This is a genomic window from Flavobacterium panici (assembly GCF_903819335.1).
Lineage (GTDB): Bacteria > Bacteroidota > Bacteroidia > Flavobacteriales > Flavobacteriaceae > Flavobacterium > Flavobacterium panici.
This window is the reverse complement of record NZ_CAIJDE010000063.1, coordinates 187,346-211,248: the sequence shown is the minus strand read 5'-3', so window position 1 is coordinate 211,248 and position 23,903 is coordinate 187,346. Positions and strand designations below refer to the sequence as shown.

At 33.5% G+C, this 23,903-nt stretch carries 22 protein-coding genes; 6 read left to right on the top strand and 16 right to left on the bottom strand.

All coding sequences use genetic code 11. The features are described from left to right. The first annotated feature begins 142 nt into the window (after window positions 1-142). The 6 genes from FLAPXU55_RS22355 (at window position 143) to FLAPXU55_RS22330 (ending at window position 8,891) form a co-directional block, all read left to right on the top strand. Window positions 143-2,332, top strand: coding sequence for a glutamine synthetase III family protein (locus tag FLAPXU55_RS22355; protein WP_053474106.1), 2,190 nt, complete (start codon window positions 143-145; stop codon window positions 2,330-2,332). A 203-nt stretch (window positions 2,333-2,535) separates the two neighbouring features. Next, window positions 2,536-3,714: an AIR synthase related protein gene (locus tag FLAPXU55_RS22350; protein ID WP_180861484.1), complete on the top strand. Its 1,179-nt coding sequence runs from the start codon at window positions 2,536-2,538 to the stop codon at window positions 3,712-3,714. A 145-nt stretch (window positions 3,715-3,859) separates the two neighbouring features. Continuing rightward, complete coding sequence (locus tag FLAPXU55_RS22345) at window positions 3,860-4,216, top strand: hypothetical protein (RefSeq protein ID WP_180861482.1); 357 nt, start codon at window positions 3,860-3,862, stop codon at window positions 4,214-4,216. Window positions 4,217-4,456: 240 nt separating this feature from the next. Further along, entirely contained in the window at window positions 4,457-5,065 is a 609-nt protein-coding gene (locus tag FLAPXU55_RS22340) for a GNAT family N-acetyltransferase (protein ID WP_180861480.1), read from the top strand. A gap of 695 nt (window positions 5,066-5,760) precedes the next feature. Then, window positions 5,761-8,100 (top strand): GH92 family glycosyl hydrolase, encoded by a 2,340-nt coding sequence (locus FLAPXU55_RS22335; protein ID WP_180861474.1) that lies wholly within the window; start codon window positions 5,761-5,763, stop codon window positions 8,098-8,100. Window positions 8,101-8,447: 347 nt separating this feature from the next. Continuing rightward, complete coding sequence (locus tag FLAPXU55_RS22330) at window positions 8,448-8,891, top strand: hypothetical protein (protein WP_180861473.1); 444 nt, start codon at window positions 8,448-8,450, stop codon at window positions 8,889-8,891. Window positions 8,892-9,092: 201 nt separating this feature from the next. On the opposite strand, the gene FLAPXU55_RS22325 is transcribed toward FLAPXU55_RS22330, so the two are convergent. The 16 genes from FLAPXU55_RS22325 to FLAPXU55_RS22250 all read right to left on the bottom strand — a co-directional run bounded on the left by FLAPXU55_RS22325 (window position 9,093) and on the right by FLAPXU55_RS22250 (window position 23,798). Next, window positions 9,093-10,949, bottom strand: a complete 1,857-nt coding sequence (locus FLAPXU55_RS22325; RefSeq protein ID WP_180861472.1) for a M61 family metallopeptidase — start codon at window positions 10,947-10,949, stop codon at window positions 9,093-9,095. 112 nt (window positions 10,950-11,061) lie between these two features. Further along, window positions 11,062-11,340, bottom strand: coding sequence for a DUF2805 domain-containing protein (locus FLAPXU55_RS22320; protein WP_053474100.1), 279 nt, complete (start codon window positions 11,338-11,340; stop codon window positions 11,062-11,064). A 113-nt stretch (window positions 11,341-11,453) separates the two neighbouring features. After that, the gene (locus FLAPXU55_RS22315) at window positions 11,454-12,290 is read right to left on the bottom strand and encodes a sterol desaturase family protein (protein ID WP_180861471.1); all 837 of its coding nucleotides are present in this window, start codon (window positions 12,288-12,290) and stop codon (window positions 11,454-11,456) included. A gap of 120 nt (window positions 12,291-12,410) precedes the next feature. Then, window positions 12,411-12,653, bottom strand: a complete 243-nt coding sequence (locus FLAPXU55_RS22310; RefSeq protein ID WP_180861470.1) for a GlsB/YeaQ/YmgE family stress response membrane protein — start codon at window positions 12,651-12,653, stop codon at window positions 12,411-12,413. A gap of 19 nt (window positions 12,654-12,672) precedes the next feature. Further along, window positions 12,673-13,389 carry an aquaporin Z gene (aqpZ, locus tag FLAPXU55_RS22305; RefSeq protein WP_180861469.1) on the bottom strand — a complete coding sequence of 239 codons (717 nt, stop codon included), beginning with the start codon at window positions 13,387-13,389 and terminating at the stop codon, window positions 12,673-12,675. 33 nt (window positions 13,390-13,422) lie between these two features. Then, complete coding sequence (locus FLAPXU55_RS22300) at window positions 13,423-13,779, bottom strand: DoxX family protein (RefSeq protein WP_180861467.1); 357 nt, start codon at window positions 13,777-13,779, stop codon at window positions 13,423-13,425. 88 nt (window positions 13,780-13,867) lie between these two features. Continuing rightward, entirely contained in the window at window positions 13,868-14,764 is an 897-nt protein-coding gene (locus tag FLAPXU55_RS22295) for an EamA family transporter (protein ID WP_180861465.1), read from the bottom strand. A 213-nt stretch (window positions 14,765-14,977) separates the two neighbouring features. Continuing rightward, entirely contained in the window at window positions 14,978-16,138 is a 1,161-nt protein-coding gene (locus FLAPXU55_RS22290; RefSeq protein WP_180861463.1) for a peptidylprolyl isomerase, read from the bottom strand. A 57-nt stretch (window positions 16,139-16,195) separates the two neighbouring features. Continuing rightward, complete coding sequence (locus tag FLAPXU55_RS22285; protein WP_180861461.1) at window positions 16,196-17,269, bottom strand: peptidylprolyl isomerase; 1,074 nt, start codon at window positions 17,267-17,269, stop codon at window positions 16,196-16,198. A 15-nt stretch (window positions 17,270-17,284) separates the two neighbouring features. Continuing rightward, window positions 17,285-17,947: a gliding motility-associated peptidyl-prolyl isomerase GldI gene (gldI, locus tag FLAPXU55_RS22280; RefSeq protein ID WP_180861459.1), complete on the bottom strand. Its 663-nt coding sequence runs from the start codon at window positions 17,945-17,947 to the stop codon at window positions 17,285-17,287. 6 nt (window positions 17,948-17,953) lie between these two features. Beyond that, the gene (locus FLAPXU55_RS22275; RefSeq protein ID WP_053474091.1) at window positions 17,954-18,958 is read right to left on the bottom strand and encodes a DHH family phosphoesterase; all 1,005 of its coding nucleotides are present in this window, start codon (window positions 18,956-18,958) and stop codon (window positions 17,954-17,956) included. Window positions 18,959-19,058: 100 nt separating this feature from the next. Then, window positions 19,059-20,546 carry a rhomboid family intramembrane serine protease gene (locus FLAPXU55_RS22270; protein WP_180861457.1) on the bottom strand — a complete coding sequence of 496 codons (1,488 nt, stop codon included), beginning with the start codon at window positions 20,544-20,546 and terminating at the stop codon, window positions 19,059-19,061. A 66-nt stretch (window positions 20,547-20,612) separates the two neighbouring features. Beyond that, window positions 20,613-21,869: a voltage-gated chloride channel family protein gene (locus FLAPXU55_RS22265; RefSeq protein WP_180861455.1), complete on the bottom strand. Its 1,257-nt coding sequence runs from the start codon at window positions 21,867-21,869 to the stop codon at window positions 20,613-20,615. A gap of 166 nt (window positions 21,870-22,035) precedes the next feature. Beyond that, a complete protein-coding gene (locus tag FLAPXU55_RS22260; protein ID WP_053474087.1) occupies window positions 22,036-22,419 on the bottom strand; it encodes a RidA family protein in 384 nt (127 codons plus the stop codon). Window positions 22,420-22,582: 163 nt separating this feature from the next. Beyond that, window positions 22,583-22,888, bottom strand: coding sequence for a chaperone modulator CbpM (locus FLAPXU55_RS22255; RefSeq protein WP_053474086.1), 306 nt, complete (start codon window positions 22,886-22,888; stop codon window positions 22,583-22,585). Continuing rightward, window positions 22,881-23,798: a DnaJ C-terminal domain-containing protein gene (locus tag FLAPXU55_RS22250; RefSeq protein WP_180861453.1), complete on the bottom strand. Its 918-nt coding sequence runs from the start codon at window positions 23,796-23,798 to the stop codon at window positions 22,881-22,883. The genes FLAPXU55_RS22255 and FLAPXU55_RS22250 overlap by 8 nt, the downstream gene beginning before the upstream one ends. Window positions 23,799-23,903: the final 105 nt, after the last annotated feature.

Here is a 23,903-nt window from a genome sequence, read left to right as displayed (position 1 = left end):
CTATTCTTTAAAAAAGACTTCATACGTTGAAAATTCTGCTTATAAAATTCTCAATTATAAGTTTAAAAAAGGGGCTTTTATTGTTTATATTTGTTGCTCATTTTTTTAGTGAAAATTATTACGAATTTTTAAAATTATATACATGTCAACATTACGTTTCCAAGCTTTACAAGAAGCTTCTACAAGAAAGCCGGTACACTTTGAAGAAATTGATAAGAAATCGAATCTTTTTGGATCAAATGTGTTTAATGAGAAAGCAATGAAGCAGTTTTTAACTTCAGATGCTTTAAAAGGAGTAAGAGATGCCATTCAACACGGAACGAAAATAGAACGTAAACTGGCAGATTATATCGCCATGGGAATGAAAGAATGGGCATTGGCAAAAGGCGTTACGCATTACACGCACTGGTTTCAGCCATTAACAGGAACTACTGCCGAAAAACACGATGCTTTTTTTGAAACTTCATATGATGGAAGTGACCCTGTGGAGAAATTTGGCGGAGCGCAATTAGTACAACAAGAACCAGATGCGTCAAGTTTCCCAAACGGTGGAATCAGAAATACATTTGAAGCAAGAGGATATACGGCTTGGGACCCAACTTCGCCAGCCTTTATATATGGTACAACTTTATGTATTCCAACCGTTTTTATCGCGTATACTGGCGAGGCTTTAGATAATAAAATACCTTTATTAAGAGCATTATCTGCAATTGACGAAGCGGCTACAGAAGTTTGTAAATATTTTGATAAAAACGTAAAAAAAGTAACGGCAACTTTAGGATGGGAACAAGAGTATTTCCTTATTGATAAAGCTTTGGCAAATTCACGCCCAGACTTAGTAATGACAGGAAGAACTTTATTAGGACATACATCTGCAAAAGGACAACAGTTAGACGACCATTATTTCGGATCTATTCCAACTCGTGCTCTTACTTATATGAGAGATTTAGAGCAGGAATGTATGTTATTGGGAATTCCGGTAAAAACACGTCATAACGAAGTTGCGCCAAATCAGTTTGAGCTGGCACCAATTTTTGAAGAAACCAATCTAGCCGTAGATCACAACTCTTTATTAATGGATGTAATGCAGAGAGTGGCAGAACGTCATGACTTTAAAGTATTATTTCACGAAAAACCATTTAAAGGAGTTAACGGTTCAGGAAAACACAATAACTGGTCATTGGCAACAGATACCGGAGTTAACTTATTGAGTCCGAGTAAAACGCCAATGAGCAATTTACAGTTTTTAACTTTCTTTATTAATACTATAAAAGCAGTAAATGATAATGAAACTTTATTAAGAGCTTCTATAGCAACAGCAAGTAACGATCATAGGTTAGGTGCAAACGAAGCGCCGCCGGCAATTATGTCTGTTTTTATCGGGGCACAATTGACAAAAGTTTTATCTGAATTAGAAAGCGTAACAACAGGAAAACTTTCTCCAGAAGAAAAAACAGATTTAAAATTAAATGTTGTTGGTAAAATTCCAGACGTATTATTAGACAATACAGACAGAAACAGAACTTCGCCTTTTGCCTTTACAGGAAATAAATTTGAGTTTAGAGCCGTTGGTTCAAATTCAAACTGTTCAAACGCAATGACAACTTTAAATGCAATTGTAGCAAAACAATTAATAGATTTTAAAAATGAAGTAGAGAACCTGATCGAGTCAAAAGACATGAAAAAGGACGATGCTATTTTTAATGTTTTAAGAGAATACATCAAACAATCTAAAAAGATTCTTTTTGAAGGCGATGGTTACAGCGAAGCTTGGGAAAAAGAAGCAGCAAAAAGAGGTTTAAGCAATTTTAAAACAACTCCGGAAGCTATAAAAGCTAAAGTTTCTAAACAAGCATTAGATTTATTTGCTGAATTGGGAATCTTTAATCACGTTGAAGCCGAAGCGCGTTACGAAATTGAATTAGAAGAATACACTAAAAAAATCCAGATTGAAGGAAGAGTTTTAGGTGACATTGCCAGAAATCACGTGATTCCAACAGCAATTCGTTACCAAAATACATTAATTGAAAATGTAAAAGGTTTAAAAGAAATCTTCGGGAAAGAATTTGAAACTATTGCAAAAGAGCAGATTACTTTGATCAAAGAAATTTCTGGTCATATTGAAGGAATCAATTCTAAAGTTTTGGCAATGACCAATGAAAGAAAAAAAGCAAATCAGTTAACAGATGGTCAAAAAATGGCCGAAGCATATTGCAATACTGTAAAACCATATTTTGAAGACATTCGTAATCACTGTGATAAATTAGAGCTTTTAGTTGATGACGAAAGCTGGACATTAACAAAATACAGAGAATTATTGTTTACTAAATAATTTTTTTCGCCACGAATTGCACAAATTTTCACGAATTTATATTTCAAAAATCATCCAATAAGGATGATTTTTGTTTTTTAGAAGTGGAAATTTGTGAAAATTTGTGTAATTCGTGGCAAACTTTTTTGAAACCTATATTTGAATAAGCCAAAGAATTAAAAAAAGGGATTATCTTTGCACCACATCAACACAAACTAATTTTCATGAGTTCAGATTCTAGCAAAAGATATGCACAAAGAGGTGTTTCGGCATCAAAAGAAGACGTACATAACGCTATAAAAAATATTGACAAAGGTTTATTTCCGCAGGCATTCTGTAAAATTGTCCCAGATTATTTAACTCAGGACAACGACCACTGCTTAATCATGCATGCCGACGGAGCGGGTACAAAATCATCTTTGGCCTATATGTACTGGAAAGAAACCGGAGATCTTTCGGTTTGGAAGGGAATCGCTCAGGATGCTTTAATCATGAATATTGACGATTTATTATGTGTTGGCGCAACTGATAATATTTTACTTTCTTCAACCATTGGAAGAAATAAAAACTTAATTCCGGCTGATGTTATTTCTGCAATCATCAACGGAACCGAAGAATTAATCAACGAACTAAAATCTTTTGGCGTAACGATTCATTCAACTGGAGGCGAAACTGCCGATGTTGGAGATGTTGTTCGTACCATCATTGTGGACTCAACTGTTACAGCTCGCATGAAACGTGCAGATGTGGTAGACAATGCTAACATTAAAGCTGGAGACGTAATTGTTGGTTTAGCTTCTTTTGGACAAGCAACTTACGAAAAAGGATATAACGGAGGAATGGGAAGTAACGGATTAACTTCTGCACGTCATGACGTTTTCGGAAAATATCTGGCTAAAAAATACCCTGAAAGTTACGATGCAGCTGTTCCTGAAGAATTAATTTATTCTGGTCAGGTTAATTTAACTGATGAAGTAGAAAACAGCCCGATAAACGCAGGTCAATTGGTACTTTCTCCAACGAGAACTTACGCACCAATTATCAAGAAAATTTTAGATAAATACACTCCAAAAGAAATTCACGGAATGGTGCATTGCAGTGGAGGCGCACAGACTAAGATTTTACATTTCGTTCAAAATTTACACATTATAAAAGATAATTTATTTCCGGTTCCGCCATTGTTCAAGTTAATTCAGGAACAATCAAAAACCGACTGGAAAGAAATGTATCAGGTTTTTAACTGTGGTCACCGTATGGAACTTTATGTTCCTGAAAACATTGCACAGGATATTATCGAGATTTCAAAATCATTCAATGTTGATGCACAAATCGTAGGTAGAGTAGAAGCAGCCGATGCTAAAAAACTAACGATTACCAGCGAATACGGAACATTCAAATATTAATTTTTTTTGAGGTACAAAGAATCAAAGGTTCAGTTGCAAAGGTTTTTTTTAGCACCTGAATTTTAGTAGAGACGCACAGCAGTGCGTCTAACATTACGAAAGACGCACTGCTGTGCGTCTCTACAATTTATAAAACGCCAGTATTATGTACGAACTGCTTTTTTGGAGATATATAGACGAAATTTACCTAAATCATCACGAGGTTTACGAAGCTCTTGTTGAAAAAGAAGAAGTTGACGGCCTTGAGAAACTTCCTGTTGAGGTAATTATCAATCGTATTAATTCTGTTTTCTCAAAATGGGAAAGAGTTGATGAAAACAGTTGGAAAAATAATGAAGGAAAGGGAGCATTTCAAGTTATTACCACTCCACAAAGCATTAAAATTGACTGTTATGGAACAGAAGGAAAAACCATGAATCAGTTAGTAGATTTGATTGCAGAATTCAAATGTCCGCTTTACGATCCGCAGGTTCCGGAGCGTTATGATGAAATGAGTGAGTAGTTTTTTGTGAATATTTCATAAATAATTGTAAATGTATAGTTCCTACGGAACATTTTTCTCGGGAGGTATTATTTTTCTACCGATATTATACTCCTAGCGGAGTAAGATATTATAAGTAAATATCTCGTAGAGATTAAATATCGGTAGATATGACGTATTTACAGGTTTCACATTGTCCCGTAGGGACTACATTTTTACTCAAAGAATGTCTGGAAATATTTAACTAATCGAAATAAACCAATGAACCAAACATCAAATTTCAATTTCACAGATAATATAATTTTAGAAGACGACTTCGTTTTATTACGTCCTATTCATGAATCAGATGTAGAAAATTTACTGGAAATTTCCCTCAACGAACCAGAAACCTGGAAATATTCTTTAGTTGGAGCAGAAGGAAAAGACAATTTGATCAACTATATTCAATTAGCAATAAAAGAAAGAGAAGATAAAAAAGAATTTCCCTTTATTGTTTTCGATAAAAAATCTCAAAAATATGCTGGTTCAACACGTTTTTATGATATCAAACTTGATTTCAACACGTTACAATTAGGTTATACGTGGTACGGATCAGCTTTTAGAGGGACCGGACTAAACAAACACTGCAAATTTTTATTACTTCAATTCGCTTTTGAAACACTTGGAATGGAGCGAGTAGAATTTCGTGCCGACAATAATAACGAAAGAAGCATCGCGGCAATGAAAAGCATCGGCTGTAAAGTCGAAGGTGTTTTAAGAAGCAATATGCCAACACGAGACGGAAATGTTCGCCGTGATTCTATCGTTTTAAGTATTCTAAAAAACGAATGGTTTGATGAGGTGAAAGAAAATCTAAAACGTAAGCTTTAAAAAGGAGCCACCAGGCTCATAAAATGCATTAATTCATTAAACTGGATTGAAATCCAGCCCTACAATATAAACCGTTCCTTCGGAACTCTTGTTTATTGCGTATAATTTTTAAATGGATTAAAATCCATTGCATTTTCATAGATCGAACCAATTGAACATAATCATATTAAAGGGCCGTTAGGCTCGATTCATATTGTAGAGCTGGATTTTAATCCAGTTTAAAAGCCAATATGTGAAAAAAATATGATTATGGAATATTTATAATATTATAATTCATAACCGTTTATTGGGAATGGCTCGAAATGACTAGATTCATTTTTAAACTGGATTAAAATCCAGCTCTACAATATAAACCGTTCCTTCGGAACTCTTGTTTATTGCGTATAATTTTTTAAATGGATTAATCCCGAAGCCTCGGGACGTTGTTTTAAAATGAATTTTTTTTTGGAAAAAACTATTGCATTTTCATAGATCGAACCAATTGAACATAATCATATTAAAGAGCCGCTAGGCTCGATTCATATTGTAGGGCTGGATTTTAATCCAGTTTAAAAGAATGAACAAGATAAAAATAGCCGCTAGGCTCGGCCGGATTTTAATTCGGTTTTAAAATCATGTCTATTTTAAAATTTAAATTTTTTAAAAGTATAAATTATCGTAATTTTCTGAACGAAACAATTACAGAAAATTACCCAATGAATATTTTACAAAAACCTGCTTTTATTATTGCATTTGGAACTTTAATGTTTGCTTTTACAGTAAATACAAATGCTCAGAAAAAAGAAAACAACCTTAAAAATTTGATTCAATATGTTGATCCAATGATTGGAACAGCAAAAATGGGGCATACTTATCCGGGAGCAACAGTTCCGTTTGGGAGCGTGCAATTAAGTCCCGAAACTGATACCATCGCCTACAGCTTAAACGGAAAATACAATGGTGAAGTTTATAAATATTGCGCAGGATATCAATATGAAGACAAAACGATTGTAGGTTTCAGCCACACCCATTTTAGCGGAACAGGACATTCTGATTTAGGAGATTTTCTAATTATGCCAACAACCGGAAAACTGCAATTGAATCCCGGTGTTGCTTCAAAACCTTTATCAGGCTATAGATCTGCATTTTCACATTCAACAGAAAAAGCAGAACCTGCATATTACAGTGTTCTTCTGGAAGATCATAATATTAAAGCTGAATTGACTGCAACAACCAGGGTTGGAATGCATCAATATACATTTCCAAAATCAGATGAAGCGCATATTATTCTTGATTTAACTTCTGGAATTTATAATTATGATAAAAAGAATGTCTGGACTTTTGTACGAGTAGAAAACGATACTTTAATTACAGGTTATCGTCAGACAAATGGCTGGGCGAGAACGAGAACCGTTTATTTTGCTATGTCTTTTAGTAAACCAATTAAAAGTTACGGACAGGCCGCGCTGGAAAAAAGTGTTTACAGAGGTTTTTGGGGAAGATTTGATCAAACGAAAAATTTCCCGGAAATGGCAGGACAAAACCTAAAATTGTTCTTTGATTTTGATACAAACGAGGGCGAAAAAATCAAAATCAAAATGGCTTTATCACCTGTAAGTTCTGCCGGAGCACTAGAAAATATGAAGAAAGAAATTCCGGGTTGGGATTTTGAAAAAGTTAAAAAACAAAGTCAGGAAGTTTGGAATAAAGAATTGAATAAAGTTCAGGTTGAAACGATTCAAAAAGAAGATTTGGTTAATTTTTATACCGCAATGTATCACGCCTTTTTAGGTCCAACAGAATACATGGACTTAGATCGAAATTACAAAGGTTTGGATATGAATGTTCATAAAGCCGAAAACTTTACAAATTATACCAGTTATTCGCTTTGGGATACGTATAGAGCTTTGCACCCGTTATTCAACATTGTGCAGCCGAAAAGAAACTCGGATATGGTAAGTTCAATGCTGGCGCATTCAGACCAAAGTGTGCATAAAATGCTTCCGATATGGTCGCATTATGCGAATGAAAACTGGTGTATGATTGGGTATCATTCTGTTTCTGTTGTGGCCGATGCAATTGTAAAAGGGAATACCAGTTTTGATGCAGAAAAAGCACTTCAGGCTTGTGTTAATACTGCAAAAGTACCTTACTACGATGGCTTAGAATTTTATATGAATAAGGGGTATGTTCCTGAAGATAAAAATGGAGCTTCAGTTTCTAAAACTTTAGAATATGCTTATGATGACTGGGCAATTGCGCAGGCAGCGAAGAAATTAGGTAAAACAGATATTTATAATGAATTCATCGCAAGATCAAAGAATTATAAAAATGTTTACGACGAGAAAACTGGTTTCATGCGTCCTAAATTAAACGACGGAACTTTCAAAAAAGAATTTGATCCGCTTGATACACACGGGCAAGGATTTATTGAAGGAAATTCATGGAATTATAGTTTATATGTGCCGCAAGATCCTGCCGATATGATTAAAATGATGGGCGGAAATGAAAAGTTTAAAGTTCGTTTAGATTCATTGTTTAATATGCATTTACCGGATAAATATTTTGAAAACACAGAAGATATTACAAGAGACGGAATCATTGGGAATTATGTTCACGGAAACGAACCTTCACATCACGTAGTTTATTTATACAACTGGACAGATTCGCCTTGGAAATCACAAGATAAAATCAGAATGATTCTTAAAAAAATGTACCGAAACGGGGCAGACGGTTTAGGCGGAAATGATGATTTCGGACAAATGAGTGCCTGGTATATTTTCAGCAGTTTAGGATTTTATCCTGTTGCTCCGGGTTCTGATGAATATGCATTGGGAAGTCCGCTGGTTAAAAAAGCTGTTTTCAATTTAGAAAACGGGAAAAACTTTGAAGTTGAAACCGTAAATCAATCGGATAAAAATGTATTTGTGAGTAAGGTTTTGCTGAATGGAAAAGAAATTTCAAAACCTTTCCTGAAACATGCAGATGTTATTAATGGTGGTAAAATTACTTTTTACATGAGTGCAAAACCGAATAAAAAGAATTATCAGAATTAAAATGGACCACGGATTTTACTGGTGAAACGGGTTTACACTGATGTTTATTTAATCTAATGTCACCCTGAGCGAAGTCGAAGGGCTTTTACGACGAAAAAGGGCTTCGACTTCGCTCAGCCTGACAGAAAGGGTGGCTCAGCCAGACAAAGAACAAAATGAAATTCGTGAAAATTCGTGCAATTCGTGGCAAAAAGAAACAAAAACGGTCTTCGACTTCGCTCAGCCTGACAGAAAGGGTAGCTTAGCCTGATAAGGAAACAAAATTAAAATTCGAGAAAATTTGCGCAATTCGTGGCGGAACAACAAAAAACTTCACGAAATTTGCACTTCAAATAAAGACAATCAATATGAAAATAAATTTAAAATCAGGAATTGATAAACTGCTTTTCGGAATGAAGCAGAATGATGTTACAGCTGTTTTAGGAAAACCTGATAAAAACTATAAAGATGAAGACGATAATGTGATTTTTGTATACAATGCACACAAAATCAGATTGACGTTTTATGAAGAAGAAGAACTTAAATTAGGCTATTTAGTAGCGTCAAGCAATGATTTGGAAGTTTTCGGATTTAAAATAATCGGAAGAAAAATTGCTGATGTAAAGAAAGATTTTGCCGCAAAAGGAATTACAAAATACACTCAGGAAACTTTTGATACTTTCGAAAATTACTTCAACGAAGACAATTGGTTTATTCTTCAAACTGAATTTGATGAGGTTGTAAAATTTGAAATTGGTGCAATTATCAATGATAAAGATGAGTTTGCCTGGAAGTTTCCGGTTAAGAAATAATTAGGCTTTTAAAAACCTTTGTCAAAGTTTTAAACTTTGACAAAGGTGAGATACAATATTGTCAGGCTGAGCGAAGTCGAAGCCCTCAACAGTGAGGATTTGACTTGCGGGACTTCGACTTCGCTCAGTCTGACAAACGGAACAAATAATCACAAAAAAACCGACAATCGCTTGTCGGTTTTTTTATGGGTTTAAAAGAAATTATCCTTTTAACCATGCATTTTTAAGTTTCTCTTTTGAAGCATCAGTTGCTTTAAAAGTTTCAGTTTCTTCAAATGGTAGTTTTACAGTTCCCTTTATAGTTTCTTCTTTACCATCACGTTTTATTTTTAAAGTAATTGGATCATTTTCTTTCCAGTTTTCACTTGCACCAATAAGTTCGTAAATGTTTTCTAAAGAATAGGCTTTGTTATTTACTGCTAAAATAATATCGCCGCCTTTTAAATTTAAGTTTTTGAAGAAATCGTTTAGTTCAACATCAGGACGAACTGCGATTTCTTTTGTCTGTTTATCAATTTTGATATAAGGCGTTTGTCCTTTTAAGAAAACAGCTCCGGTTTTTTTCTCCATTGCTTTTGTTACACCAACTTTAGCTAAATAAAAATCATAAGGAATTGGAGTTGTTCCAGCTACATATTTGTTTAAGAAATCACCAACTTCAGGATAAGTCAATTGTGTGATTTTAGCAAATAATTCATTATCGTTGAATGGTTTTTCAACACCATATTCAGTTGATAATTTATGCATTAAATCAAGAATTCCTCTTTCACCGTTGCTTTTTTCTCTAATGATAATATCGATACACATTCCAATCAGCGCCCCTTTTTGGTACACGTTTAAGTATTGATCTTTATAGGGCTGTTCTAAAACATTAGCACTCATTTTAGTAAATGACATTGTATCATCTAATTTTTTTGCCTGCTCAATTTTATCTGCAATTCTAGTATAGAATTCTCCTTCATTAATTAAACCCTGGTTGATTTGGAAAAGATTTGCAAAATATTCTGTTACACCTTCGTACATCCATAAATGCTCAGACATTTTTGGGTCATTATAATCAAAATACTGGATTTCTTTTGAGTGAACTGTCAATGGAGTTACAATGTGGAAAAACTCATGAGAAACAACATCTTTCATTGATTCTACCAATCTTTCTTTAGGCATAGATTCAGGAAGTACAACTGTAGTAGCAGTTGGATGTTCTAAAGCTCCAAATCCGTGTGCATCGTCTTTTGCCATGCTTGATAAATACAATAATACAGTATACTTTTTATTAGCATTTACTTTACCTAAAAAGTTTTTCTGAGCCGTCATCATTGTTTTCATTTCAGGAGTAATACTTTCTGCAGTAAATTTTCCAGTTGGAGAATAAACAGCAATTAAAATATCCATTCCGTTAACGTTGAAAGTAGTGTAATCTGGTTTAGAATACATAATTGGATTTTCAACTAAAACAGCATAACGAGTCGTTGTAAAAACATCGCTTGTTTTGCTTGCATCTTCATCAGTCATTGAAGTTGCGCCCCAAAGTGTTTCAGGATGTGTAATGGTAACTTTGTACGGAATTTCTAGTTTGTCTTTGAAATACCCAACAAAACCATGTGTATTTACTAAGAAATTTTCTCCGGCTTTGATGTTTGTTCCTGCAGGTGAGAAAACATCATCATTACCAAATCCGGTACCTTTTTCAGTGTCAAAAGTATCATTAACTAAATAAGTAATTTTTTTAAGCGTTTTAGCATTAGCAATCGACCATGAATTATCGCCAAGTCTGGTTACAGTTAATGCATTTCCTTTAGCATCATAAGCTTTAAAATCTTCTGAGTATTTTCCGTAGTTATCAGTAGAATAAGTTCCTGGAACTGTTTTTGGAATACTGTAGATAATTTCATCTGTTTTAATTGCAGGAGGCGTTACAGTTACCAAAACTTTATCGTCTTTTACATCAACAAGATTGATGTTAACGTCTACGACATTTTTTTCAGAAACTGAAGAACTTCCTGTTTTACAGCTCCAAAGCGTTACTGCAAGAGCTAAAGTGTAAAGTATTTTTTTCATTTGTTTATGTTTAGTTATACCTATCAGACTAGAAAATTACAAAATAGTTACAAAATCATTGTAAAAAGTTATAAATAAAAAAAAACTCCTGCTTTTACAGGAGTTTTAAATCTTAGTCAAATTTATTTTTAATATAATATTTACCATCCAAGTCTTCGTCAAAATCATCAATTTTAATAGGCTTTGGTTTAGGTTTATTCGCTATAGCCTTCTTTTTCCACATCTCAAATTTTTCAAGAGGCATTTTCTTCTTCATTATTTCAAGAACTTCTTTTTCTTCCAATCCAAACTCTTTTTTTATGATTTCAAATGGATTTCTTTCTTCTAAGGCTAACGAAACAAGTCTTTCCGTTTGTTCCCAATTCAATTCTTTGCGGTTACTCTTTTTCATCTCGTGAAAATTAATTCAAAATAGAGGGTTAATGATTAATAGATTGATTTTCATTTTATATATCAATATTAATAAAAAAAATAATTAGTTGGTACGCCCAGGTATATTTTTTTTTATTGATTTTTAGTGTTTTTTGCTGATCTTGTTTTCTGAAACGGAATTTGCAATAAATTTTTCAATTGGTTGTTTTCTTCGGCAAGCATATGAGTATCTACGCCGTAAATTAATTGATCTTTTGGTAAATAGGTATAAGTACCGAAAAGCCTGTCCCAGACAGAAAAAATATTACCATAATTGCTGTCGGTATAAGGCAGTACATAATGATGATGTACTTTATGCATATTGGGAGAAACTATAAAATAACTTAGGAATAAATCCAGTTTATTTGGCAGCGAAATATTGGCATGATTAAATTGTGAGAATATAACAGATAAAGACTGATATAAAAATACCATCCACATTGGGCTGCCTACGATTAATACGCCAAGTGTTGTAAACACAAAACGAATTACGCTCTCTCCCGGATGATGCCTGTTTGCTGTTGTGGTATCAATCCAGGTATCAGTATGATGAATTATGTGAAAACGCCATAAAAACTTTATTTTATGTTCTATAAAATGAACTAAATAAGCACCAATTAAATCTAATAAAAGCAGACCAATAATAGTATAAAGCCAAATAGGAATTTGAGGAAGCCATTGTAAAATCCCGAAATTATTTTCAGTGGTCCAGCTGGCTGTTTTTATTAAAATAAAAGCCAGAATAAAATTGACAATAATAGTGGTAATGGTAAAAAAGATATTGATTCCCGCATGATGCCATTTTCTATATTGCATTTGAAACAGAGGGAAAGTATTTTCTATTACCCAAAAAAATGTAATCCCGCCAATTAAGATAAGACTGCGATGTGAAGACGGAATAGTGCTGAAATAAGAAATAATTTCGTTCATAACCAATTAGATTTGAGTTGAAATGAAGCTTTCTTTTTTCGATTTTATCTAAAGAAAAAGAGAAAACCAAATATAAATATATCTGATTTTCTCTTTAAATTTTATAATTGGTTAAATAATTTATGCTTTTTTAATCAAACTAATAATAAATAGTAAGATCCACGCACCTCCTGCAGCAATTATAATCTGCCAAAGAAGCCCGCCGCCGCCAATACCAAGCTTAGCTGCAAGCCATCCTCCAAATATACCGCCAAGGATTCCAACAATGATATTACCAATTAAACCAAAACCAGCACCTTTCCAGATTTGACCCGCAAGCCATCCTGAAATTGCACCAATAATTAAAAAATATATAAAACTCATGATTAGGATAAGTTGATTGTTAGTTAGTGTGATCTTCTTCGTTTTTCTGTAAAAGGAGCTTATAAATAAATCCTGCTGCAATTGCACCTAAAATTGGCGCGACCCAAAACAGCCAAACCTGCGAAAGCGGTTCTCCGCCCGCAAAAATTGCCTGAGATAATGATCTTGCAGGGTTTACAGAAGTATTTGTAATTGGAATACTTATTAAGTGAATTAAAGTTAATCCTAAACCAATTGCAATTCCGCAGAAGTTAGTGTTTGCACATTTATCTGTACTTCCTAAAATGATCAATAAGAAAAATAAAGTCAATACAAACTCAGCAATAAAAGCAGCCTGTAATGAATATCCATCTGGAGAAAATGCCCCAAAACCATTTGATGCAAAAGCTCCGGCTTTAGTATTATCGATTATAAATCCTGCTTTTCCTGATGCAATTGTATATAATGTTCCCGCAGCAGCAATTGCACCAATACATTGCGCAATTATGTAAGGAATAAGATCTTTGGCAGGAAATCTTCCCCCAGCCCATAAACCAAATGAAACAGCCGGATTAAAATGTCCGCCCGAAATATGTCCAACAGCGTATGCCATTGTCAAAACAGTTAAACCAAATGCTAAAGCAACACCTGCAAATCCGATTCCTAATTCAGGATATCCAGCAGCAAAAATGGCGCTTCCACAACCTCCAAAAACCAGCCAATAAGTTCCGAAAAACTCTGCAAACAATTTTTTCATAATAAAATAATTTAAGATTAATAGATTTGATTGTTATAGGGTATATTGGAATGCCCAAACTATCAAAACGATTTGTAAGGGCAAACGTACAAATAAAATCCATTTTGGTAAACCAAAACTCGCTTTTTTATTTTGAAACATATATAAATTGGCAGGAAATATGGCAATTAACAATGCAATAATTCCCCATGCAGCATATTGCGTAGTAAGAGAAAACATTAATAAAATCCCCAATAAAATTTCGGCGATTCCGCTTAAAGTATTGAGTATTTGAGGGTTTTTAAAAAATGGAGGAATGATTTTAATGTACATTCCGGGTTTTCGAAAATGATTAAATCCGGCAAGTATATAAAGTATCGCCATTAAATATAAGTGCCAGGGTAAGTTCATGATAATTAATTATTTATAACGAAATTATAAAAAAATTAACACTTATTACATTACAAGACAGCTTTTTTTAATAAGATGCTAAAAAACCTTAAATTTTGCGTTTGAAATTTACATTCATAATAATGATTGCCAGAATGATAAGAACAATTCCAACCCATTGTGTAAAAATCACTTTTTCATTTAAAAGTATATAAGCCATCATTACTGAAACCGGAAGTTCTAATGCAGAAACAATACTTCCTAAACCAATTCCGGTTAATGGAAAACCTAAATTCATTAAAAGCGGCGGAATAATGGTTCCGAATAAAGATAAAACAATTCCCCATTTCAGGAAAATTGCCATATTGAAAGGCGTAACCTGAGTAAAAAATGCGAAAGTAAATACAATTACAGCACCGCCAAGAAGCATATATAAACTACGCTGAGCAGAAGAGATTCCTGTTGCAACACGGTTCGCCGTAAACATTGTGGTCGTAAACGAAGCTGCAGCCAAAACTCCCCAAATAATTCCGCGCCAGTCAAGCGTAATATCATTGTTGATAATATTAGTTGCCAAAACAGTTCCTATCAATACAATAAAAACCGCAAAGACTTTTTGTTTAGAAGGTAATTTTTTTTCTAAAATCATTTCAAGTAAAACGCCCATCCAAACGGTCTGCATTAATAAAACGATACCAATAGAAACGGGAATAAATTTAACAGCCAGATAATAGAACAAACTTGTCATTCCTAAAGAAGTTCCGGCAAGCATTAAATGAAATATATTCTTTGTAGTAGCTTTTACTACTTTTTCTTTATTTTTTACTTTTTGAAAAGCGTTGATGATCAAAATACCAATAATTCCAAGTACAAATTGAGAGGTTGTTACTTCGGCAGTTGTATATCCTTCAGAATAAGCCATTTTTACAAAAGTGGCTAACATTCCGTAAGTTGTAGCTCCTAAAGCAACTAAAAATACTCCCTTTAATACGTTATTTTGTGACATTTTGATTGTTTATTTTAAAAAATTCAAGCCGGCAAAGGTAAGTTATTTTGTTTAAGAATTAATAGAAAATCTATACAAACGTTATCAATGTGCATATTGATGACGTGTTATTGAATTCAATTTTAAATATTTGACAGAATTTAAGAAAATGAAAAAAGCCACCAAAAACTAAATTTTGATGGCTGTATTATATTCTAAAAAGAATTTAAAATCTTATTTAGGCTGATTTTGATATGTTTCAATTTCAAAAACCAAAGTAGCGTTTGGTGGAATAACTCCTCCGGCACCTTGCGCTCCGTAAGCTAAATTTGCAGGAAGAAAGAAAATTGCTTTTTCTCCATCAGTCATCAAATCAAGCGCTTCGATGAAACCAGGAATCATACCGTCTTTTTTACCAACAGTAAAAGGAAAAGCTTTATATCCGCCTTGAGCATCTCTGTTTGCATCATATTTTCCGTATGCTTTAGCTACATCAGTTATGCTGCTGTCAAAAAGATTTCCGTCTTCAAAATATCCTGCATAATGAAAAAAGATATTAGAACCTTCAGCACCTTTTACACCCGTTCCGTTTTTAGTAATTACATATTTTAAACCAGATGCAGTTGTAGTTGCTTTAGCTTTTGTAGCTGTAAAATAAGCCGCTTTTTCTGCAGCAACTTTTTGAGATTGTGCTTTTAAGATTTCTAGTTTTTTAGCCTCTTCTGCTTTATCAGCTTCTTGGTTTTTTTCATTATCACTAAAAACTTTTACAGCATCAAATTTTTTAGCTGCAGCACCTTTGCGGGTAATTGTAATTTTTGTCATTACATCATTCTGAGCAATTTTATTTACAACGTCCATTCCAGAAACTACATGACCAAAAATAGTATGCTTTCCGTTTAACCAAGGTGTATCTTTATGCGTAATGAAAAACTGGCTTCCGTTTGTTGCAGGACCAGAATTGGCCATTGCTAAAACACCGCCTTTTTCAAATTTTAAATCGCTGACAAATTCATCTTTAAAAGCATATCCCGGGCCTCCAGAACCATTTCCGTCCGGATCACCACCCTGAATCATGAAATCTGCAATAACTCTGTGGAATTTTAAACCATCATAAAAAGGTTTTCCTTTAAGTCTTTCTACTTTTACAAAAGGATTTTTTCCTTCTGCCAAAGAAATAAAGTTAGCAACCGTAACGGGAGCTTTTACATATTCTAAAGAAAGAACAATGTCTCCTTTTGTTGTTGAAATTGTAGCAAAAATACCTTCAGCTGGATTTGCCGCAACAGCTGTTTTAGCCGTTTTTGGTTTTGCTTTCGTAGTAGTAGTTTTTTTTGCTTGCGCCTGAATGTTTAAAACAGCCAGACAGAATAAAAATAGAAATTTAAATTTCATTGTATTTTTCAATTTAAGTCTGTAAAACTAATTATAAGAATTTAATTATAAAAATAATTATGGTTTTTCTAATAATTGAACTTCAAAAATAATATTTGCATTTGGCGGAATAACTCCTCCAGCTCCAGTTGCTCCATAAGCTAAATGAGATGGGATAAAAAGAACTGCTTTATCTCCAAAAGAAAGTTTTTCAATTCCTTCAATAAATCCAGGAATTAAACCGTCTTTTTTTCCTGCCTGAAAAGGAATTGGCTGATAACCATGCTGCTCAGCTCTTGCTGCGTCAAATTTTCCGAAAGTTTTATTTACTTCTTCAATACTTGAATCGAATAAAGTTCCGTTTTCTAAGAAACCAGCATAATGAATATAAACCTGAGTCCCAATTGCAGGTTTTTTACCTGAACCTTTTTCAGTAATAACATATTCTAAACCAGTTGAAGTTTTAGTCGCTTTTGGTCTTATAGAAGCATAGAAATCTACTTTTTCTTTTTGAGCTCCAGCGTATTTGCTTTGTTCTTTAGCGATATTAGCAAAATAATCGTGGAATACTTTTACAGCATCAAATTTCTTAGCTGCTTCACCATTTCTGATAATATTTACAGCAACGATATTATCTCCCTGAACTACTTTATTTACCACTTCTTGTCCTTTTTCAACAACGTGTCCAAAAATCGTATGCTTATTATCTAACCAAGGAGTTTCAACATGAGTAATGAAAAACTGACTGCTGTTTGTTCCGGGTCCGTTGTTGGCCATTGCTAAAACACCGGCTTTATCGAATTTTAAATCTGAAAACTCATCTTTAAATTTATATCCTGTATCTCCAGAACCTGTTCCTAGCGGATCTCCAGACTGAATCATGAAATCTTCAATAACTCTGTGGAATTTTAAACCGTCAAAAAATGGTTTGTTTTTTAATTTCTCATCTGTTACAAATTCGTTTTTACCTTCTGCCAATGTTACAAAGTTTGCAACAGTTATTGGTGCTTTTTTGTAATCTAATTCAACAATGATGTGTCCTTTATTAGTTTCGATATCAGCATATAAACCATCTGGTAAATTACTGTGGTCGTCTTTACATGAATACAATGAGCTTACGGCTAATAGTAATAATAAAATACTTTTTTTCATTTCTTAAAATGTTTTTTATGGGTTTATTGTATCTTTTTTAGTTGTTGCGGCTGGTTTTACAGCTGTGGGTTTTGGAGTTTTTACTGATGTGGCACCTGTACCTGCAGCAGGAGCAGCAGTGGCTTGTGCAGGATCTGGAACGAAATTACGAAGTGTAACGGTACAAATTAAGGATTCATTAGGGCCAATTTTTTTATTATCTCCGTGGTATCCGTATGCTATGTGAGATGGAAACAGAAAAGTAACTGTTTCATTCTTTTTCATGTATTTAATTCCATCACGTAATCCCATCATAATATCTTGTTTGTCTACATAATAAGTCTGCGGACCAAGATCAGATTCTGAATAAATAAGCGTACCGTCAATGTTTTTAACTTCTAAATTAAAATAAGCAATATCTCCTTTTTTTGGAGTGGCTGTTTCGGTAGTACTTTTTTCATCATAAGAGAACCAATATCCTTTTTTAGTAGCGTAATATTTTACTTTCGGATTGCTTTTGATGATTTTCTTGATGACTTCTTCTTCGCTTGCCACTAACTTTTTATTTCTGTCAGCCGATTTTTTCATAAAAGTACCCGAAGCTCTCGAAATAGGTCTTCGCGCTTCTTCATGGTGTTTACAGCTCACCAATAAAACTGCAAAAAGCAGTGAGTAAATGCTAAGTTTTAAGTAGTTCATATTGGTTTATAATTTTAGTTTAGTTACTAAATCTTCAAACTTTTTAACGGTTTCTTCCATTGTAACATCAGATCTTCCGCCGGCAGCGTTTACGTGGCCTCCGCCGTTAAAGTGGTCGCGTGCAAACTGGTTTACATCAAATCCTCCTTGTGAACGGAAAGAGATTTTGATTATTTTTTCGTCTCTATTTTCAATAAAGATAGCCGTAAAAACAATTCCTTTGATGCTTAATCCGTAATTAACAATTCCTTCTGTATCGCCTTTTACATAATGAAAAGAATCTAGTTCTTCCTGAGTAAGAGTGGTATAAGAAGTTTTATGTTCTTCAAAAACTTTCATATTTTGAAGCGCACGTCCTAATAATTGCAAACGGCTGTACGAACTATTATCGTATAGTAAAACCGGAATTTGAGTGTTTTCAACGCCTAAATCGATTAATTCTGCTATAATTCGGTGTGTGTTTCCTGTAGTTCCCGGAAAACGGAATGAACCAGAATCAGTTAAAATCCCGGTATAAATACAAGTTGCAATGGTTTTATCAATATCTTCTTTTTTGTTTAAAAAGGTAATAAAGTTGTAAACCATTTCGCAAGTTGAGCCGTATGAAGTATCAGAATACATATAAGCAGCATAATCATGCGGCTTTTCATGATGATCGATCATGATAAACGGAGCAGTCAGCTTGGCTAAAGTATGTTCCATTTCGCCTGTACGGTGAAAAGCATTAAAATCGAGTGTAAAAATCAACTCGGCTTCTTCTAATATTTTGGTACAGTTTTCAGTATCTTTTTCAAAGATTTTTACCGTTTCTGAACCCGGAATCCAGGCCAAAAAATCAGGAAAATCATTTGGTGCAATCACGGTTGGCTGGTGATTGTTTTTTAATAAAAAATGGTATAAAGCTAGAGTAGAACCCATGGCGTCGCCATCTGGTCCCCTGTGAGGAATTATTACAATTTTCTTTGGAGCAGCAAGCAATAATTGAATTGCCTGAATATCTTGTATTTTCATAGTGTGCGAATTTACATTTTTTTAATGTAATGTTGAAATCATTTTGTGGATTAACACACTTTTAGGAAAGGAGTCCAATTATCGTTTCTGGTTTTTAAATTTAGCTCTTTGTCTGCGCCTTTTTAATTTGGTTTAAAGTACTGGCAATTTTGAAATTTAGAGCAAGCATTTGTTCATCATATTTAGGGCTGTTTTCAGAGATTTTTTTATATGCTAACTCATATAAACTGATTCTTAATTCGCAATATTCAATTATTTTTTCATTTTGCTGATGTATTTCTTTCGGCAGATATAATTTATCTAATTCGTTAACCAAAGTGATATTTTCATTCCAGTAATAAATACCACGATCTTTAATCATGTATAAGATACTTTCTCTGTTTTCTTCGATCGAATTTCCATATGGAATACTGTAAGCTTCGAGAGCCATTTTTTCCATATCATTAAATTCCTGCATTCTTTTTTCATATTCCATTACCTGATATATATAGACTTTAGAATTTTTAAAATTTATAAATAAAACAGCAAGTATTATTGTAGCAAGTGATGAAATAAGTGCCATGCTGTAATCTTTTCTTTTTCTTATAATGGAAAGTATTAAACCAAATAAAATACCAGAGGCAAAACCTCCAATATGTGCCGCAGCATCGATACCGTCTTTAAAACTGTAAAGAATGTTGATACCAACCAAGACAGCAATGTTGAGTAATAATTTTAATTTTATTTTAGTTTCAAAAGTTTTAAATAAAAGTACAATAAGTAAAATTCCATACATACCAAAAATGGCTCCTGAAGCACCTGCACTTACCAAATCTTTATTCCAGTATAAACTGCTTAAACTGGCAATAACACCACAGAAAAGATAAGTTGCCAGAAAGGTCCAAATTTTTAAATAAGGTTCTAAAAGAAGTCCTGCATAAGCAAGTGCGATGCAATTTAGAATTAAATGAAAAAAACCGAAATGAATAAAGCAGGAAGTTAGTAATCTCCAGAATTGACCTTCGTAAATCATTGGTCCGTAATTTCCTCCCCAGTCAATAATATTTTGAATTTCAGGTTTAAAAAAATGTACTCCTGAAAAAGTCATGACAAGAAAAACCGCAAGGTTTATGTAAATTAAAACAGGAGTAATCAAATAACCTTTTGAAGGAGTAAAAATCGAAAAGAATGAATAAAACGCTGATATGTTTTGAGGTTCTGTTTTTTCTTTATTTGAAACATTTTCGTTTTTTATTTGCTCCGAAAAATCAGTTTCATTTATTTCAAAATCAGAAATATTTTTAAGTTCTTCAAAATATAGGTCTAAAAAGATTTCTGTGTTTTTTTTATTTCTTCCACGATCATAGATCTGATTTCCGTTTGAAGAACTTGTTATTATAGCTGTATTTTCATCAAAAGAAAATGAAATAGTTTCGTTCCAGATATTTTTATTGTTTTGAGAAACTGCATTTAATTCATTTTCATCAATATAAATAATCCTCCAATTTAGTTTTTTGCAGATGTTTACAGCATTTAAAATAAATGCTTTTTGAGGTAAATTATTTAAAGGCGTTAATTGAGAGAACGCTGCTGGAAATCCAAAGGCCATTTTAGTAGTTTTGATTTAGGTCAAACAATACTACAAAAAAAACTTTTAGTTATCACGAAATATTTGCTACAAATGTTCCAGCTCTTTTTTCTGAAACCTTTGGTACAATTTATATTTTGCCCCTTTTACAATTTGTGATTTGTAAATACCAACAGAACCTGATGAGAAATAAGCAATTGTACATCCTATAGCAATAAAAATTCCAGATTCAATGCCAAATAATTCCATTCCCATAATGGTGCAGGCGATAGGAGTGTGGGTTGCACCGGAGAAAACGGAAACGAAACCAATTCCGGCTAAAAGTGCAATTGGCATTGGGATAAATAAGGATAAAGCACTTCCCAAAGTGGCACCAACAAAAAATAATGGTGTTACTTCTCCGCCTTTAAAACCTGCGCCCAAAGTAAATCCGGTAAATAAAATTTTAAGCAGAAAATCGTACCATTCACTCTGGTTTGAAAATGAATCGACAATTACGGGAACACCAAGTCCGGAGAATTTGGTAAATCCTAAACCTGCAATGGTGATTGCTAAAACAATTCCGCCAATAACAGGACGAAGCGGCGGATATTTTATGTTTTTAGAAAATAGAGAGCCCCAAAAATGTGTGCTTCGTGAAAATAATAAAGCAGCAAAACCAGAAAGAAGTCCCACTAATATGGTGTAAAATATAGTGCTAAAACTAAGTTCAGGAACAATTGGAATGCTGTAATGGGTATGTTTTATTTCCCAAAATTCTACTGTAAAATAAGCAACATAAGCGACTAAAAAAGAAAGTACAATACTTTTTAAATTGATTTTACTGAAATACAAAACTTCCAAAGCAAAAATAGCACCTGCCAAAGGAGTTCCAAAAACAGACGCAAAACCAGCGCTGATTCCCAGAATAATTAATATTCTGCGCTCGGCATTGTCTAGTTTGAAAATTTTGGTGAATTGATCGGCGATTGCGCCTCCCATTTGTACGGCTGTACCTTCGCGTCCGGCTGAACCTCCGAATAAATGGGTCAATAAAGTTCCTAAAAGAACTAAAGGAGCCATTTTAAACGGAATGACTTTTTTAGGTTTTTCGTATTCTTCAAGCAATAAATTATTGCCTTTTACCACAGATTCTCCCCAATAATAATAAATAGAACCAACTAAAAATCCGCCTAAAGGTAAAAGCCAGATAATCCACTCGTGCTGAATTCTATATTGTGTAACCCATTCTAAAGATACAAGAAAAAATGCAGATGCAGATCCTGAAAATATGCCAATTAAGGCACAAATAATAATCCATTTAGGAATGGAAAGCAGGATTTGTTTTGGAGTTTGGGAAGCCATTAATTTTTTTGAGGTGTTTTTTCTAGCCACGAATTTCACGAATTTTCACGAATTAATATATTTTAATTTGAGACAAACCAAAAGAAATCTTTTAAAATCCTTTTAATCTGTGGCAAAACAAAAAAAAAATAGTGGAAATTAGTGAAATTAGTGGCAAAAAAACTATTTACTGTACAACAGCCGTAAATTCAATTTCAACTAAATATTCAGGAGCAACTAATTTACTAATTTCATAAAAACCCGTTGTTGGTTTTACATCTTTAAAAAAAGCAGAATGCGCTCTGGCAACTTCTTCAAAAGTATCAACATTAGTAGTGAAAATACGAGTTCTGATAACGTCTTTAATTCCAACGTTTAAATCTTCTAGAACTTTTTCAACGCGTTCAATTATATTATAGGTCTGCGCATAAGCATCGTCGGCTTTTACTTTGTCGCCGTCAACAATTGCTACAGTTCCCGAAACTTCAACGATATTGCCAATTCTTACAGCGCGGCAGTATCCCATTTTGTCTTCCCACGGCGATCCTGTTAAGATATTTTCTCTTTTCATTTTATGAGGTTTTTTGAATTGTTTTGTTTCGTTTTAAAAACAAATTCAGGTTAATTAATGCGTTGCAATTTAGGAAATATGACCGTCAAAAAGAATTATATTGAGTTGAAATCACACCGAAAATCATTCTTTTTTGTGATATTTAAAAAGAAAGAAAATATATTTATTCTGCTTGGTTTTCTTCATAAATTCTTAGTTTGTTCTGCGTGTTTGTCAAATGCTGCTGTAAAGTTTCAATTTTATTCAGCAAATGATAAATGGCATCAATTCCTTCTAAATTAATATTCAGGTCATAATGCATGCGAATCATTTTTTCTATGGAAGGCAGTTGTTCCGGCTGCAGATATTCGTCATTTTCTTCAACAATAATTTCTACCAAACCATAATTATGAAGCTCAGTAATAAACGTATTTTCAATTTCGTGATAAATACAAAACTGTTTTATTTGGATTAAGTTCTTGTTACTCATGATTTCTAAGTTTAGATAATTCTGCAAACAATTCTTTTTCTTTTTCAGATAATTGGGTCGGGACTTTTAAGTTGTATGTCACATATAAATCTCCAAATTGATTGTCCTTTTTATAAACAGGAAAACCTTTTCCTTTTAATTTGACCTTTGTTCCGGTTTGGGTTTCGGCAGGAACTTTAATTTTAACCTTTCCGTCAAAAGTCTTGATATTAATTTCTCCACCTAAAATTGCAGTATAAAGATCCAGATCAACATTTGAATACAAATTGTTTCCTTCTCTTTTAAAATCAGAATTGTTTTCAATTATAAAAGTAATATACAAATCACCATTTGGACCGCCGTTTACACCCGCGCCGCCATGTCCGGGAATTTTGATAACCTGACCGTTTTCGACTCCGGCCGGAATTGTAATTCGGATATTTTTACCATTTACGGTCAAACTTTGTTTGTGTGTAGTGTAAGCAGAAGCCAAATCTAATTGCAGTTCAGCATTAAAATCCTGTCCTCTATATTTAGACTGACCGCGACTGCTTCGCCCAGAACCGTACATAGAATTAAAGAAATCTGAGAAATCACTTCCCGAAAAATCACCTCCGCCAAAACCAGAAAAGTCTTGATTACCTTGCTGTTGTCTCGAATATTGCTGCTGATTTGGATCGTAACCCGCTTTTTCAAACTCATCGGCGTGTTTCCAGTCCTTTCCGTATTTATCGTATTTTTTACGATTTTCAGGATTGCTTAAAACTTCGTTTGCTTCATTGATTTCCTTGAATTTTTTCTCCGCTTCCTTATCATTCGGATTCAAGTCTGGATGATATTTTCTGGCCAGTTTTCGATATGCTTTTTTAATCTCGGCTTCAGTTGCCGATTTTGTAACATCTAAGGTTTTATAATAGTCGATATAATCCATCTTTATAAAATTTTGATAAAATAAATTGAGATCTTGAAGTTAATAATAAGTTGTTAACTATCAAAGTGATGTGTAGGTTTAAAGAAAAAATTAACGCATAATCAA